Below are 14,042 nucleotides of genomic sequence, written 5' to 3'. Positions count from 1 at the left end.
ATTGAAATTGAATCAATCTATCGTGCATAGAAAATTAGATTCAAAACTAAAGATCGTGGGCCTAGAAGTCCACGATCTTCTTTTTGTCCTTCTTTTTGCTGCAATCATGAACTTAATTTTTGGCCAAACAGCAATTGGGTTTTATTTAGTCTTTGTGGTTCCATCCATAATGGCAACGATCCTATTTATTACCAAAAGAAATAAACCAGATGGTTTTCTAGTCCATGCCATTAAATATTTCAGCAGTTCAGGTGCATTTTCAGCAGGAGAGGACGGGAAGCATTCAACCTTAAAACAAGTGAGGATCAATGAGTCTAAGTTTAAAAGATAAGATGCCCTATTGGCATTTTGATAATGAAATTATGGTCTTTGAGGATGGAAGCCTCGGCAAAGGTTATAAGCTTGAAGGTTTTGACATCAACTGTACCGATTCTGAAAAAATCAATCAGCTTTCCATAAGCCTTGAACATCTTTTAACCGGAATTGATGAGGGTTTAAATTTACAGTTCTTTTATAAGGTTAATTCAAACTACCGAGAAAAAACTGATGCGCATAGAGCTGTGAGTAAATCAGCACCCAGCGTGTATTTTGATATTCAAGAAGCAAGAACAGAGTTTTTCAAAAGTAATATTGAATATCAGAATTACTTTAAAAGCGAGGTCTATCTCTTCGTAAGAAGTAGCAAGCATAAATATTCAAAGCAAAAGTTTTGGGAATCACTAAAAAAGTATGAACCAATATTAAAAACTGAATATGATGCATTTAAAAAGAAGTTTTTGAGATCAAGTCGTCAGATTGAGAATGCACTTAACCACTGTTCATTGAGTCCCACGACTCTCGCATCATCAGAATGGCACACTTTATGTTTTGAATACTTTAATCTGGATCGCATGGAAAAGTTAGGAGTACCTAAGTATAGGGATGAATCTTTATACTTGGCACCAAACTTTAGCGAACAAATTGCTTTAACTGATGCTTCATATTCAAAGCAATACATTGAAATTGGGGATAAGAAATTTCGAGTGATCACTCTTGGTATTCTTCCAGAAGGGGTAACCTATTCTGCTATGATTCATGAGTTCACGAAACTTCCATTTCATTTCTGGTTATCACAAGGAATTAAAATTGAAGATCAGAAAAAAGAATTAGAGAGGCTGCAACTTCAGAGAAGAATTGCCCATTCAATGGCATCTGGTAGTAAAAACGTGTCCGATCTTGAATCTGAAAGCAAATTAGGTCAAATCGAAGAGCTAATTAGGGAACTCCTTGATGGTTCGGAAAAACTTGTCTCTATGAATATAAGTGTAGTCATTTGGGACGAAAGCATTGAGGAGCTAGATAATAAGACAGATACCCTTTTGAAAGCATTTAAAGCATTAAACCAGAGCGAAGGCCTTATTGAGAGTTTTCCTTCTCTTGATGCCTTTATTGGTTCAGCCCCAGGAATCTGTAGAGGACTTAGAGATAAAAAGGTCAAAAGCTCTAACGCAAGCCATCTTTGCCCAGTATATGGAAACTGGCAAGGCAACAGTACGCCTGTATGCTTAATACCTTCTCGGGACTATTCACTATTTGCCCTTGATCCCTTTGCGAAGGAACTACCGAATTGGAACGGTTTAATATTTGGTGGGTCTGGTGCTGGGAAAAGTTTTACGATCTGTCAGTTGATGCTCCAATTTTATGGACAAAACCCAACTCCTAAAATTGTTTGGATTGATAATGGTGCTTCCTCTCAAAGATTATTAGAGGTTCTTGGTGGTGAATTCATTGATCTAAATATTGATTCTAAAATTTGTCTTAATATGTTTGATCTTAATGGTGAAAAAACGCCGTCAACATCAAAGGTAAAACTTATTTTAGCTGCACTGGAATCAATTCTAAAAGATGAAGATTCAAATGGCCTACCCAAGAGAGATAAGGCGCTGCTAGAAGAAGCAATTTTTATGACTTATGATAAGTTGTATGGGAAAACGCCGACTCTCAGTGATTATAAAGAAGTCTTAGAAAAGCATCGTAATCCTGAAATAAATAAGTACGCCGAAATACTTTACTCATGGACAGGTAATACGGCCTACGGAAGGATGCTTGATGGTCAAAGTAATGTCACCCTTTCAAAAGATTTGATTACTATTGAAATGAAAGGACTTGATACTTATTCGGATCTCCAAAATGTTTTTCTTCTTCTCTTTACTGACTTCATTAAAAATGAAGCGGCTAAAGATACTTCAAAACCTTATCTTCTTATCATTGATGAAGCATGGAAGCTTTTTGAAACAAAAAGTGGGTTGAGTTTCACAATGGAAGCTTATCGAACCTTTAGAAAGTTTAATGGGGGCATCTGGTGCATAAGCCAAAACTACAAAGATTTTTTGAGTAATCAAGAAATTAAAAATGCCGTTTTCCCAAATACAAGTAGTGTCTTCATTTTAAGACAAAGAAAGATCGATTGGGAAGATTTTCAAAAGACTATGGATTTCACGGGGGATGAAACGGCAGTAGTTAAAAGCCTTGAACTGGTCAAAGGGGAATATTCTGAATTTCTCTACATGCAAGATGAAAGAAAAATTGTTCTTAGACTTATACCTGATCCCTTGAGCTATTGGGTCTGTACAACAGATGGTTTCGACAAGGCCCAAATCGAAGAAATGAAAAAGAAGTTTCCAAAGTTGAAGACAATAGAAATTCTTAAAAAACTTGCCTATAACGACAAGGAGGCAGCATAAAAAAACTAAAAGTACTAATTGTAAGCTCACTCTTGATACTTCAGGCCCCATCTTCTTATGCCTTTTGGGGTGATGGTGGTGCGGGATGGGCACAAATCCCCTATTTGGTTAAAATATTAGCTGAAAATATCAAACGTTATCAGCAATTAAAATCAATGGTGGATACGGCAAGAAATAGAGATCAATATATAAGACTTATTAACTCAGGTCTTGAAAATTCACTGGGTCTATTAAACTCACTTCCTATAAAGGACGAGAGAATTTTATCAGAGCTTCATAATTTTCAAAAGGCTTTCAATACTATTCAAGAGGTTTATGGGGCCATTCCAAAATCTGATGAAGCCGCATTACAAATGCTACATGACCAAAGTGTTGCTGAAAGTATAAAAATGGCCAGCAATATCAAAAAGTATGCAAAAAATCAGGAGGAAAATGCCAACAAGATTTCAATACAAAGTAGACGTGCTTCTCCTAAAGGAGCTGCAAGAATGACTGCTGAAACAAACTCTAAAATTCTTCATACTCTAAATCAATTGCTCCGTATCAATGGGCAGATTTTGAAGCTTCAAAGTGAGAGCTTAGCTATGAATAATAAGGCAGGAAAAGATAGCGTAGGTCATTTTAATAAAATTAATAGTGATATTAAAAGCAACCTTAAAAATTTTGACGGAAGTATGAAACTACAGAAATTCTGATGTTTGAATACTTACCCGAGGTGTGTAAGGAGCTAAATACAAATATGCAAGAGCTGTACTGGATACTCATCGTACCCTTTACGCTTTTAACGATCATATTTGAGTTTTTTAAGCTCCCAGAGGGAAATCCGAATGTTTCAGTTATTTTAAAAAGAGTGGTCATATCCATTATTCTATTGATTTCATTTGATCAATGTATCAATGCAATTGCAATGGTTGGTGATGGGGTGGCAAACAAAATAAATGGGCTAACTCAGCTTAGTGATTTAATGAAACACTTGGAACAAAACTACAACGAATCAGAAGTTAGTTGGTTAAAGTTTAGAGAGGCCGTGATTTTTATTTTAAATCTCCTCTCTTATATCATTGCCTATGTCGGTGTATTTGTGGCCAATGTGCTAGTTCATTTTGTGTGGTCAGTTCTATATGTCTGCTCACCACTTATGATTCTTATGTATATTTCTGGAAGAACGTCATTTGTAACGTCCAATCTTTATAAAGGACTTATTAATGTGGTTACATGGAAAATACTATGGTCGATTTTAGGTGTAATGCTACTTAAACTTGCAACCAGCCCTGCAGTTGGTGATTGGGATAATTTTCTTACAAGTATTCTTGTAAATCTCTGCATTGGTCTTTCAATGCTCTTTATTCCTTTTACAACTAAATCATTAATCAATGATGGAATGTCTAGTGCGGCATCTGCACTTGCAGCAGCACCGACATTAGCAACCGGAAAAGTCGTTACCGAGTTTTCTAAAAGACAAGGTAAAAAACTTGGCAAAGGTGCCATGCAGGGAACTGCGAGTGGATTTAATCGCATGGGAACAGGTATGAAATCTGGATTAACTGGGGCAAGAGAACATTTCTCAAAAAAAATGAATACTAAACCAACTGTGCTTCCAAAAAATGTCGTCAAAGTTGATTTTAAAAATAGGAGTAAAAAAGATGAGTAATTTAAATGCAAGAGGACAATGGCTTGCTCTCAATAGGATTACACACAGCTACAGAGTAATATGTTTTTCATTAGCTGGATGCCTTCTTTTAACTCTTTCTATCTTGGCCTATGTAGCAACACTTCCACCTGTGGTCATAGAAAAGAGTGGTGAAAATACTGAAAGGTACTCTTCAACGAGAAAAAGTACCGATATTGGAAAAAATGAGATTGAAAAATTTGTAATCGCTTTTATTAAAGCCAATTACGAATGGGAAAAGCTAGATAAAGATATCATGATGAATAATATCCACCCCTTTGTAACTGCTGATTTTTTAAATCTAATAAAAAGCAAAACAAAGAAGGATTCAAAGCCAACTCCTGAGTATCGCCAATATGTTGGCAACATTAAGGTGTCAATAACAGATAAAGAGGTCGTATCTCAATTTGACAGGATTATTCGACTAAAGGGTGTCCCTTTTATATCAGTGACCCAAATTTCATTGCAAATAATAAAGGACTCACCCAACAAGTGGAATCCACTGGGGCTTTACGTCAATGGACTTATAGAACACGAGGTAAAATAAATGAAACTATTCTTATTATTAGGTTTGCTCTTTACTGTAGAAATTGCATTAGCAGGAAATATTAGAACAATACAAGTTTCTTCAAAGGAGATGAGAACAATCTATTTGAAGTTGGGACAGTCAACAGTATTAAGATTTAAGGAAACACCCAAAAAGGTTGTGGTTGGAAATCAAAATTACTTCAATGTGGAATTTATTGGAAACGATATTACCATACAGCCTCAAGGGCCAGTTAAAACAAATCTCTTTGTTTATGGTGAATACCATACTTTTGGATTCATTTTAAATGCTGGTAATTTCTCCGGTTATGACGATCTTGTGAACGTATCTTGGAAATCACCGAGGATGAGTAAGCCTAAGAAAATTAAGCTGTCAGCGAAAACCCTCAATAAGAGTCTTAAGCTAAAATCAAAGCTTAACTGCTCTCTTGAGAAAGTAACGGAACTCAAGCCCAATTTTTATGTTCTTGATTTCAGCCTTTTCAACAATAGCAAGAACGCAATCAACATAAAAGACGTTGACCTGTTTCTTACTCGCTCGAAGATCAAACTTCCAGAGCAAAGATTGATTTTTTCTGGCCAAAGGATTGAAAAGAATCTTGGGATAAAGGGGCGCATATTTTTTAACCTAAAGAAAAAGGAAGGTTTTACCCTGCAATTTTTCAATAAGGACGATGTAAATAGATTAATCATTTCGAGGCAGTTCTTATAATTAAAAAAGCAAAAGAAGGTTTAAAGTCTGTCTTTATTATTGAATCTGATGGTAAGTCCACTCTAAACAAGAGGAATATAAGCTTTATTAGTATTTTCTTTATAATTACGGCAATTATCTTGGCTCAAGTGTTTGGTAAGGTTGAAAATACTGCAATTGTAAAGAAGGTGGATAAATCTCTAATCAATACGGATAGGTTTCAAGAAGCAGAACAGATAGTCACTGGCAGTAAAAAGATTGGCGGCGGCATAAAGGCTGGTGATCAAAGTAGATCAAAAGTTAAAACGAGAAGTATAAAAAGAATGCCAAATATTAAACTTATGGCAAAACAAATTATATCTCGTTCCGACTTGGCAACTTATCAAGACGCAATCCCTACAGGGACAAACTTCATTGGAAAATTAATTAGTAGAATTGATACCCGTGAACAAAACCAGTTTATTAAAGTTTTGCTCCCCTATGGTGGTTCATTTAAAGGCCGAAGCAAATTGCCAAACGACACTATTCTTCTAGGAACTGCAAAATACTCAGGACATGGTAAAAAAGTATTTGTCCAGTTTGCTAAAGCGATTCTGCCAACAGGCATGGAAGTTGAAATTAACGCTCAGGCCCTCAATCCTGATGATTATTCCTCTGGAATACTTGGTGATTATCACGGGACGGCAGGAGTCAGAATAGCCACCACCCTTGGATTGAGTATGGTTTCAGGAATGACAGAGGTCTTGACCGAAAAGAAGGCCCTTGGTGAAAGTGGTGCTGTAACACCCAAGGCAACAATGAAAAATGCACTTTACCACGGGGTTTCTAAAGTAACTGATATGGAGGCTGCTAGACAAGCACAGGAGCTATCAGCAGAAAAACCCTACGTCACAATAGATGCCGGAGTTGATCTTATTATTTCACTGATGGCACCTCTCAACATGAAAAAAGGAGACTTATGAAGAAGGATAAAAGTAACGAAGCGGCCGGAAAGCTGTTTGACGCATTGGGAAAATTATTTATGATCTATTTTGATATTTCATATTATGGAATAAAGAAAATAAAAGTTAAATCTGCCATGACATGGTTTTATATCACATTGGCATTAATGATAATTTTCTCTTTAACCTACAATTATGATTTTTTGGTAATTCTTAATAAGATACTACCGTTTGCCTTTACTGATACAGTAATAGAATTTTTTGTAAAATTATCGTGGGTAAAATACTTTCTCCTATTTTCATTAGGAGCATTGTTTTTGTCGTTTCCTCTGATTGGTGCAAGAGAGTATAAAAAGATTAAATCTTATCAAAATGATTTTAACTTTCTTTCGCTAAAAGCAGGCAACGGAACGGCTCCAAAAGTTATTCGAGTTATTGAGGTTGACGATTATAAAACCAAGGTCTTCTTAAAATCTGAAGGCATCGGAATTGATCGCTATCAATCTAAAGTTAGCGACCTCACGACCGCTCTTGGGCAAATTGTAGAAGATATTAGACCCTGCAAGAACCCAAAGTTTGTAGAGTTCAGCCTTACAAAGAAATCACTAGCTGAAAAAGTCAGCTACTATGAAATGCCTGAAAGTAAAAATAGTCCTTACACATTTTCAATTGGTGAATCACTAGGAGGTTTTTTAACTCAGGATATTTCAACTTTGCCGCACATGTTGATTGCTGGAACGACAGGTGGCGGTAAAAGTGTTTTCTTCAAGCAAACACTGGTCTCTCTTTTAAAGGGCAGTAATAACATTCAGCTTTACCTTTTGGATTTAAAAAAAGGTGTTGAAATGAGGCCTTTTGAAGACCTACCCAACGTGAAAGTCATCAAAACGGAAAAGGACGCCGTTAATGTTTTAAAAAATCTTAGGAATGAAATGGACAGACGTTTTGACTACTTAGAAGAGAATAAACTGAAAGAGATTAGCCCTAAACGAGATAAGATGGATAAAATTATCATTGGAGTTGATGAAGCATCTGTTCTTTATACAAAGGTAAAGTCAGACTCTGCTAAGAAGAAATACATTACAGAGGCCCGAGAACTAACTGATGAACTTTCAAAATTATCCCGTGCTGCCGGAATACATCTTATTTTAGCAACACAAAAAGTTACCAAGGAAACAATTGATACCAAAGTTCAAGAAAACATTGGTGGGAGAATGTGCTTTCAAATGAATACCCTACAGGGGTCAATGACAGTACTCGGAAACAAAATGGCACTAAATCTACCTGATATTAAAGGCCGGGGCATCTGGGCCAGTGGCAATAAATTTACTGAAATTCAGGCACCATTTTTATCAGAAGATGAACTAGAAACTGAATTGGCCCTGCTTGGAAAAGAGTACGAAAGTAAAACCAAAACCTTTTTTGGCCCAATGGTGGCCCTTGAAAAGGTTGAAGGAGAAAAAAAGAAAGTGATCACGAAGGCATCTGAAAACGAAAAAGAAAAAAAGAATGGCAGTAGCGAAGATAAAACTAACGGATAGGGATTTCTGCCTATTTTTGTTTTTATTTAAATATAAGGCCGCAAGTGTTACCCAGATCAAACAGTTTTGTTATCCCACAAGTGAAGAGTGCAATCTAAGAAAAAGATTAAAAAAGTTGGAAAATAATCACTTTATAGATTTCTCTTCTTTCTATCATGGAAAGCGTTTTCAAAAGATTTTTCACTTAACTGACAAAGGCATTGAGAAATTAAGGGAATCAAGACCACTTGACTTGATACGCAAGCAACTTAAAAGTGACAGTATTGAGCATGATCTCCCCCTCATATATATTGGGGAGTCCCTCAAGCAGTCTAAAAATGTGCTTCAGTATTATTCTGAGAATCAAATTCAATGTCTTGAAGATTTCACTGACGATGATTTAACTAGTCAGTTCGTAAAGCTTCATAGTGATGGTTATGCACTGATAAAATTCGACGATGAACGCTATCACGGGGCTATTGAATTTGAACGGAGTGAAAAAAAGTCCACAAGGTATGAACAATTAGTGATTGATTATTACATCAGCTCAGCAGTTGATGTGGTTTTATACTTCAGTAAAACCGATTCAATCATCAAACAAATTAAACATTTTGAAGAACTTCACTATCAAAATCTTGAACCAAAGTTTTACTTTCTGAAATTAGAAAGTGAACTAAAATTGATAGATAAGATCATCTTCAAAAACAGAAAGGGCCAAAAACTAGAGTTTTAATGGCCATCTTCTGCCTTACCTGTTTGTTACCTACAACAGGTAAAGCAAATCCTTACAACTTGTCGAAATTATTTAGTTTACGAACTCAATAATGAGACTCAATCAGAGATAGGAGCATTTATGCATAGAGTACCAATTTTAGTTATGGTCATCGCCATAATGACTACAGGCTGTTCAACAATGAGAGAATCACTAACACTAGGAATATCAACAGGTGCAGCAACCGGAGCAGTAGCAGGAGCATCATTAAACAAGAATAGCGGGAAAGGTGCCCTACAAGGAGCACTCGTCGGTGGAGCTATAAGTGGGATTGCGTCCTACTTCATCCACAAGGGGTTAAAGAAGCGAGATCAAAAGACCAGAAGAGAAACACTTTTTAATCTTGATAAGTTTGGAATTGATTATCCTAAAAATTATTCTACAGGTAATGGGCCGGGCCTTTCTATGCCGGTAGTTGAATCAGAGTGGGTGGATACTCAGGTCAAAGGCAAAAAGCTTGTTGAAGGTCATCGAGTCTGGATTATTTCAGAAGAACCCCAATGGATTCCAAACAGTGAATTGAAAAAGGAGAAAAAATAATATGCTCTTTAAGTCATTACTTATAGTCGGCTGCCTTGGTCTATTGGTTTCCTGTGGTGAGAACTGGGATAAAGAATCTGATGAGGTTGTTGAGAATCCACAACCGGCACCTACAGTCTATTACGAACCAGTATTAGAAAATGAGCTAGTAACATCAGATAAATATATTGCCGAACTTAAGGCAAATGAGACACTGATCATCACTTTTACAGGAAAGGTATCAACTCAATTATTTAGTCCCATTTACCAACGAAGTTACCCGTCAGGTTGGACTGATAGAGAGTGTGAGATACGCGGCCCGATTTGTAGGCATTGTGATTTTTTAAAAAGACGGATTTGCTGGGATCGAAGGCGATCAGGAAGCTGTAATTTAAAATACAGAAATTTTGATGGCATGAACGAGAACGACATTATTTTTTCCGATAACCTGAATGAAACTAAGCTACGGGTAAAAATTGGAGGTAATCTATATCCATTAGGAAAAATCATAGACTATTCTGCAATTTCGATGACTACAGAGTTTAAGGTCTCAGAAGAGATGATTCAGGAATCAAGCGAGGCTTATCTTTCCATTGTCCCCGATACCAACCACGGTGATGTCAGGATCGGATTTTTAGGTTATGGCTCATGTTTTGGCCACGGTAAAAGAAAATTTTATCACGGTGGATCAACAGCAAGTAGCAGCCGTAAAAACCAAGCAAGCCGAGCCTATAAGGTTAACGTTAGTTTCAAAAAAATCAAGTGAGGTTAAATGAGTAAATTAAAATCAGGAAGAATTATATTAGATGAGGGGGCCAGTACGGCCCTTTCATCTATGTATGATGAATTGAAAAAAGAAACATGTATAAAGATAACTCCTGCCAAGCTTTCATCGTGGATCATCCAAAAGTTTCATCAAAGCTACTATAAGCAATATAAAAGCAAAATTGCCAAGGAGCATTTTAATTCTAAGGAATACCTTAAAAAGGTTGTATCTCAAATGAATGATCATGACAGCATTGAAGAAATCTTAAAAACAACACTGATCGAATTAAAGTCTAGGAAAAATAAAGATTTAAATGCAAAAGAAGAAAGCTAAGAAGGCAACACAAATGCGGAAGAGACAAATTAAGATAAAGGAGTTTGAAATTATCATTAAGGAAGCTGAAATTTCTGAGTATCAAAACAAAGAGCGAATAAAACACCTTTGCCAGTTAATTTTTCCCAATTTTTCTGCACAAGCCTCATAACCCACTATAATTACTTGTTATTTATTACCCATTGACTAGCGTGATAATTCACGCTAGTCTCTTAATATACCGATAAGGAGTTATGACAGTGGTAGATTGGGAAGAAACAGAAGTTCCTAAATTAAAGGAGCAGCTTACTACAAAGATACTTGCAGAAATGGAAAAGCAAGGCCTCTCTCAAGGAGAAGTTGGACGCTTAATCGGTATGGATAGAAAAAATGTCAATAAAACCCTTCGGGGAACAGAAAGAGGTGTTTCAATTAATCAGCTTGTGAGAATTGCAAACGGGATTGGACTTAAAGTTGATATGATTATTAAAAGAAAAAAATAGGATTAAGATATGAGAAAAGTTGGAATATATTGTCGTGTAAGTACAGAAGAGCAAGCCAAAAATAAAGAAGGCTCTATTACTTCTCAGTTGCAACGACTCAAACTAAAAATTGAAGAAAAAAATAGGTATGAAAATAACAAATGGGGGAAGCTTGTTGGCATTTATAAAGACGAAGCTTTTTCTGGTAAAAATACTGATCGTCCTGAATATCAAAAGCTATTGGATGATGTAAGACGTAATAAAATTGATACTGTCATTGTCACAGAGCTTTCAAGATTAAGTAGATCAGTTACCGATTTTCTTAGTTTTGTTCAAGAGCTTGAAGATTTAGGAGCAGATTTTATTTGTTTGCAATATGACTTTGATACTACAAGCCCTGCCGGAAAAGTCTTTATGACAATCATTATGGCGTTGGCACAATTTGAAAGAGAGCTAACTGCTGAAAGAATTAAAAACAATTTCCATGCAAGAGCATTGAGGGGACTTTTAAATGGTGGCATTCCCATTTTAGGTTTTGACAAGCACCCTACTCAATCAGGTTCATTAGTTATTAATAAAGATGAAGCTCGAATTGTAAAAAAAATGTTCAAGGTGTTTTTAGAGACGGCTCAAGTCTCTGAGGTTTTGAAGTATTTGAAAAATAACAATATTAATAACAAGGCATGGACTTCTAAAAATGGGATCAACTACGGTGGAAAACCATTTACTCACTCATCTTTATATAGACTTCTTACGAACCCATTTTATATGGGGAAAAGAGAAATCAATAAAGAAAATAAAGAGCTAGATCAAAGTCAGCTAAAAACCGTTGAAAAGTATCACTTTGTAGATGCCTCATGGGAAAAAATAGTAAGCGAAGTTGATTTTAACAAAGCTGCTAAAATCCTAGACTCAAATAAAGCTGTAAGACATGAGGCAACTCATGACTTCATTCTTTCAGGTCTATTAACTTGTGATGAGTGTGGTCAGCCTCTATTTGGTCAGTCAGCTACTGGAAAAACCAACAAGCACTATTATTATGGCCATAGTAAGAAATCTGAGTGTCAGATAAAGCGCTACCCCGCTATTGAGCTTGAACAAAGGATCAAAAAACATCTTTTTAGTATCCTAAACAATCAAGCACTTAAAGATGACTTCATTGAAATTCTTAAAGAGCTTTCTGTGCATACCTCCCCTGAATACAAGGGGCAGCTAAAGGCTAAAAAGCGAGAAGAGAAAAGCCTCCAAGGACAAATCAACAAATTAATAGATGTTATCTCTAGCAGTGATTTGGCCGGAAGTGTTGATGCTATTGTAAATCGCCTTAAAGACTCTGAAAAAGAGCTTGAGAGAGTTCAGGAGCAGATAGCTGAACTTGAGATCAAAGCTGCTAATGAAGAGCCTGAAACAATTCACCCAGAGTTTGTTTTGGAGAACCTTAAGAAACTCAGCTCTGAGAAATTTAGAAAATTCAAACTGCAAAAGAAGAGAATGATTGCCAAGAGCGTCATGAAAAGTATCCATATCGGCCCTGACAATTTGATTCAAATTAACGTGTGGACAAAAGAAAATGGGAATAAAGATCAGAGGAATTCTGGTGGAGAAAAGGGGGTTGTGCTCCCTTTTTATAGAAGTGGAAGGACACTAGGCGTGGCCAATGCGTCTGGTGGTGGTAGGTCTGAAAAAAAGGCAAAAAAAAATGCTAGTCCCGAACTCTTTATGGACGAGAGTTCGTCTAGCATTTCGATTGGTGGAGGTGGCGGGAATCGAACCCGCGTCCGAATTCCTTTCTATAGAGCGGACTACGTGCGTAGTCTACGGTTATCGTCAGTAGACAAGACTGTCTGAAATACGCGACCTCAGCAAACCCCAATTGTTTTTTAAGATGGTTTGCATGGCAGTTCCATCAAGCCCGTTTTTATTTGCCGACTTAACAAGGTTTCTTGCTTTTTGTTATCGGTGCAAGACCCTCATGCTTTATGGTTTTGCTAATTAAGCAGCCATTGGCATAGCGTAATCGTTAGATTTTGCAATTATGTTTTGGACTCCTTTTTACCAGGACCATGGAGACCAACCTGGGCACGCCCACAAAACTTCCAGAAACCCGTCGAAACCAGGGCACCCCCACAAAATTTTGATTATGTAATTTAACATGCTTGTGGATACAAAGTCTATAAGGCTTCTTGCGTCATTTACTTATTTTAGATTAATTATTTAGGTACTTGCCCAGTCCAATTTCTGAAATCCGAGAAACACTCTCCCCAGAACAACCACTGCCCTCTAGCTCCTCGCTACAGCGATTCACCCTAAAGCATCCGCCTGGGCCATCTCTGACAAAGTCCTCAGCTCCTTTAACCAAAATTCCCACAACCTGTGAGGTGCGCTCATCTATTACGGCAGAGCCAGAACTCCCGCTAAAAGTGTCTAGATTTGTCTTAAAAGTATTTTGAGTTGTCTTAAAAACCCTAGCTCCAGCGGAGATCTTTGTTGGAAGACCTGAAGGGTGTCCAATGGCCACAACCTCATCACCTACTCTAACTTTTTGAGTAGATACTCTTAAAGCAGAGCGATTCACAACTTTTCTATCAAGCTTTAAGATTGTAAAGTCCTTTGGTGCATTTGCTCTACTTAGAATTTTCTTACATGAGTATACATTCTCTTTAGAGATTCTTCCTCTTTGCGCGATCTCTTTTGTATATCCAAAGACCCACTTAATTGAGTTACATGTACTCTGATCTCTCACGCAATGGCCTGCGGTGACAAGAATATCCTTGGCCACAAGAAAGCCTGAACAATCAGGAAGAGTTTTCTCATCAGCAAAGTTCTCATCCATACAAATTGGGCCATTATCAAACATGTTTCCAATAAGTCTTCCACCAAAGCGAGACGCCTTAAAAGTATAGCTAGAACCAGATAACTTTATATGCCTATCATGAACCATTCCAGCAGTTGAATCTGCTAGCGCCTGATAGTGAGAACTGGCATGAGAATAGCTTATTCTATTATCTTGTCCGTAGATCACTTTGGTACTACTAGCAGCAAAGCTCATCATTTGAAATATGAGTGGAATTAGAATCTTTATCATAGCTCCCTATATATAA

15 protein-coding genes, 1 other RNA gene and 1 pseudogene are annotated in these 14,042 nt (G+C 36.8%); 15 read left to right on the top strand and 2 right to left on the bottom strand.

Translation table 11 applies throughout. The annotated features are described in order from the left end of the window. Position 1 precedes the first annotated feature (1 nt). The 15 genes and pseudogenes from DPQ89_RS16960 to DPQ89_RS18850 form a co-directional block, all read left to right on the top strand. Positions 2-331 (top strand): hypothetical protein, encoded by a 330-nt coding sequence (locus DPQ89_RS16960; RefSeq protein ID WP_127718222.1) that lies wholly within the window; start codon positions 2-4, stop codon positions 329-331. Beyond that, a complete protein-coding gene (locus DPQ89_RS16955) occupies positions 309-2,723 on the top strand; it encodes a VirB4 family type IV secretion system protein (protein WP_127718221.1) in 2,415 nt (804 codons plus the stop codon). The genes DPQ89_RS16960 and DPQ89_RS16955 overlap by 23 nt, the downstream gene beginning before the upstream one ends. A gap of 104 nt (positions 2,724-2,827) precedes the next feature. Continuing rightward, entirely contained in the window at positions 2,828-3,418 is a 591-nt protein-coding gene (locus DPQ89_RS16950; protein ID WP_127718220.1) for a hypothetical protein, read from the top strand. 44 nt (positions 3,419-3,462) lie between these two features. Next, on the top strand, positions 3,463-4,374 hold the full coding sequence (locus DPQ89_RS16945) for a hypothetical protein (RefSeq protein ID WP_127718219.1): 912 nt from the start codon (positions 3,463-3,465) through the stop codon (positions 4,372-4,374). Next, positions 4,367-4,939, top strand: coding sequence for a hypothetical protein (locus DPQ89_RS16940; RefSeq protein WP_127718218.1), 573 nt, complete (start codon positions 4,367-4,369; stop codon positions 4,937-4,939). The genes DPQ89_RS16945 and DPQ89_RS16940 overlap by 8 nt, the downstream gene beginning before the upstream one ends. Next, positions 4,940-5,650, top strand: a complete 711-nt coding sequence (locus DPQ89_RS16935) for a pilus assembly protein N-terminal domain-containing protein (RefSeq protein WP_127718217.1) — start codon at positions 4,940-4,942, stop codon at positions 5,648-5,650. 128 nt (positions 5,651-5,778) lie between these two features. Beyond that, the gene (locus DPQ89_RS16930; RefSeq protein ID WP_127718216.1) at positions 5,779-6,591 is read left to right on the top strand and encodes a TrbI/VirB10 family protein; all 813 of its coding nucleotides are present in this window, start codon (positions 5,779-5,781) and stop codon (positions 6,589-6,591) included. Next, positions 6,588-8,111, top strand: a complete 1,524-nt coding sequence (locus tag DPQ89_RS16925) for an FtsK/SpoIIIE domain-containing protein (protein ID WP_127718215.1) — start codon at positions 6,588-6,590, stop codon at positions 8,109-8,111. The genes DPQ89_RS16930 and DPQ89_RS16925 overlap by 4 nt, the downstream gene beginning before the upstream one ends. After that, a complete protein-coding gene (locus tag DPQ89_RS16920) occupies positions 8,080-8,823 on the top strand; it encodes a hypothetical protein (protein ID WP_127718214.1) in 744 nt (247 codons plus the stop codon). Before DPQ89_RS16925 ends, DPQ89_RS16920 begins: the two co-directional genes overlap by 32 nt. Before the next feature lie 120 nt (positions 8,824-8,943). Then, positions 8,944-9,402 carry a hypothetical protein gene (locus DPQ89_RS16915; protein ID WP_127718213.1) on the top strand — a complete coding sequence of 153 codons (459 nt, stop codon included), beginning with the start codon at positions 8,944-8,946 and terminating at the stop codon, positions 9,400-9,402. Between the two features lies 1 nt (position 9,403). After that, positions 9,404-10,147 (top strand): hypothetical protein, encoded by a 744-nt coding sequence (locus tag DPQ89_RS16910; RefSeq protein ID WP_127718212.1) that lies wholly within the window; start codon positions 9,404-9,406, stop codon positions 10,145-10,147. Positions 10,148-10,153: 6 nt separating this feature from the next. After that, positions 10,154-10,480, top strand: a complete 327-nt coding sequence (locus DPQ89_RS16905) for a hypothetical protein (RefSeq protein ID WP_127718211.1) — start codon at positions 10,154-10,156, stop codon at positions 10,478-10,480. Then, positions 10,461-10,631 (top strand): hypothetical protein, encoded by a 171-nt coding sequence (locus DPQ89_RS18555; RefSeq protein WP_164848497.1) that lies wholly within the window; start codon positions 10,461-10,463, stop codon positions 10,629-10,631. The genes DPQ89_RS16905 and DPQ89_RS18555 overlap by 20 nt, the downstream gene beginning before the upstream one ends. Before the next feature lie 82 nt (positions 10,632-10,713). Continuing rightward, positions 10,714-10,962, top strand: a complete 249-nt coding sequence (locus tag DPQ89_RS16900; RefSeq protein ID WP_127718210.1) for an XRE family transcriptional regulator — start codon at positions 10,714-10,716, stop codon at positions 10,960-10,962. Between the two features lie 9 nt (positions 10,963-10,971). Continuing rightward, positions 10,972-12,048, top strand: a pseudogene (locus tag DPQ89_RS18850) (recombinase family protein); the annotation flags it as partial. 641 nt (positions 12,049-12,689) lie between these two features. On the opposite strand, the gene ssrA reads toward DPQ89_RS18850, so the two are convergent. Both ssrA and DPQ89_RS16880 read right to left on the bottom strand, forming a co-directional pair. After that, positions 12,690-13,067, bottom strand: a transfer-messenger RNA (tmRNA) gene (gene ssrA / locus DPQ89_RS16885). 80 nt (positions 13,068-13,147) lie between these two features. Beyond that, positions 13,148-14,026 (bottom strand): serine protease, encoded by an 879-nt coding sequence (locus DPQ89_RS16880; protein ID WP_127718209.1) that lies wholly within the window; start codon positions 14,024-14,026, stop codon positions 13,148-13,150. Between the last annotated feature and the right edge of the window lie 16 nt (positions 14,027-14,042).

This window comes from Halobacteriovorax sp. HLS (assembly GCF_004006665.1).
Lineage (GTDB): Bacteria > Bdellovibrionota > Bacteriovoracia > Bacteriovoracales > Bacteriovoracaceae > Halobacteriovorax.
This window is presented reverse-complemented; position numbering and strand designations above follow the sequence as displayed.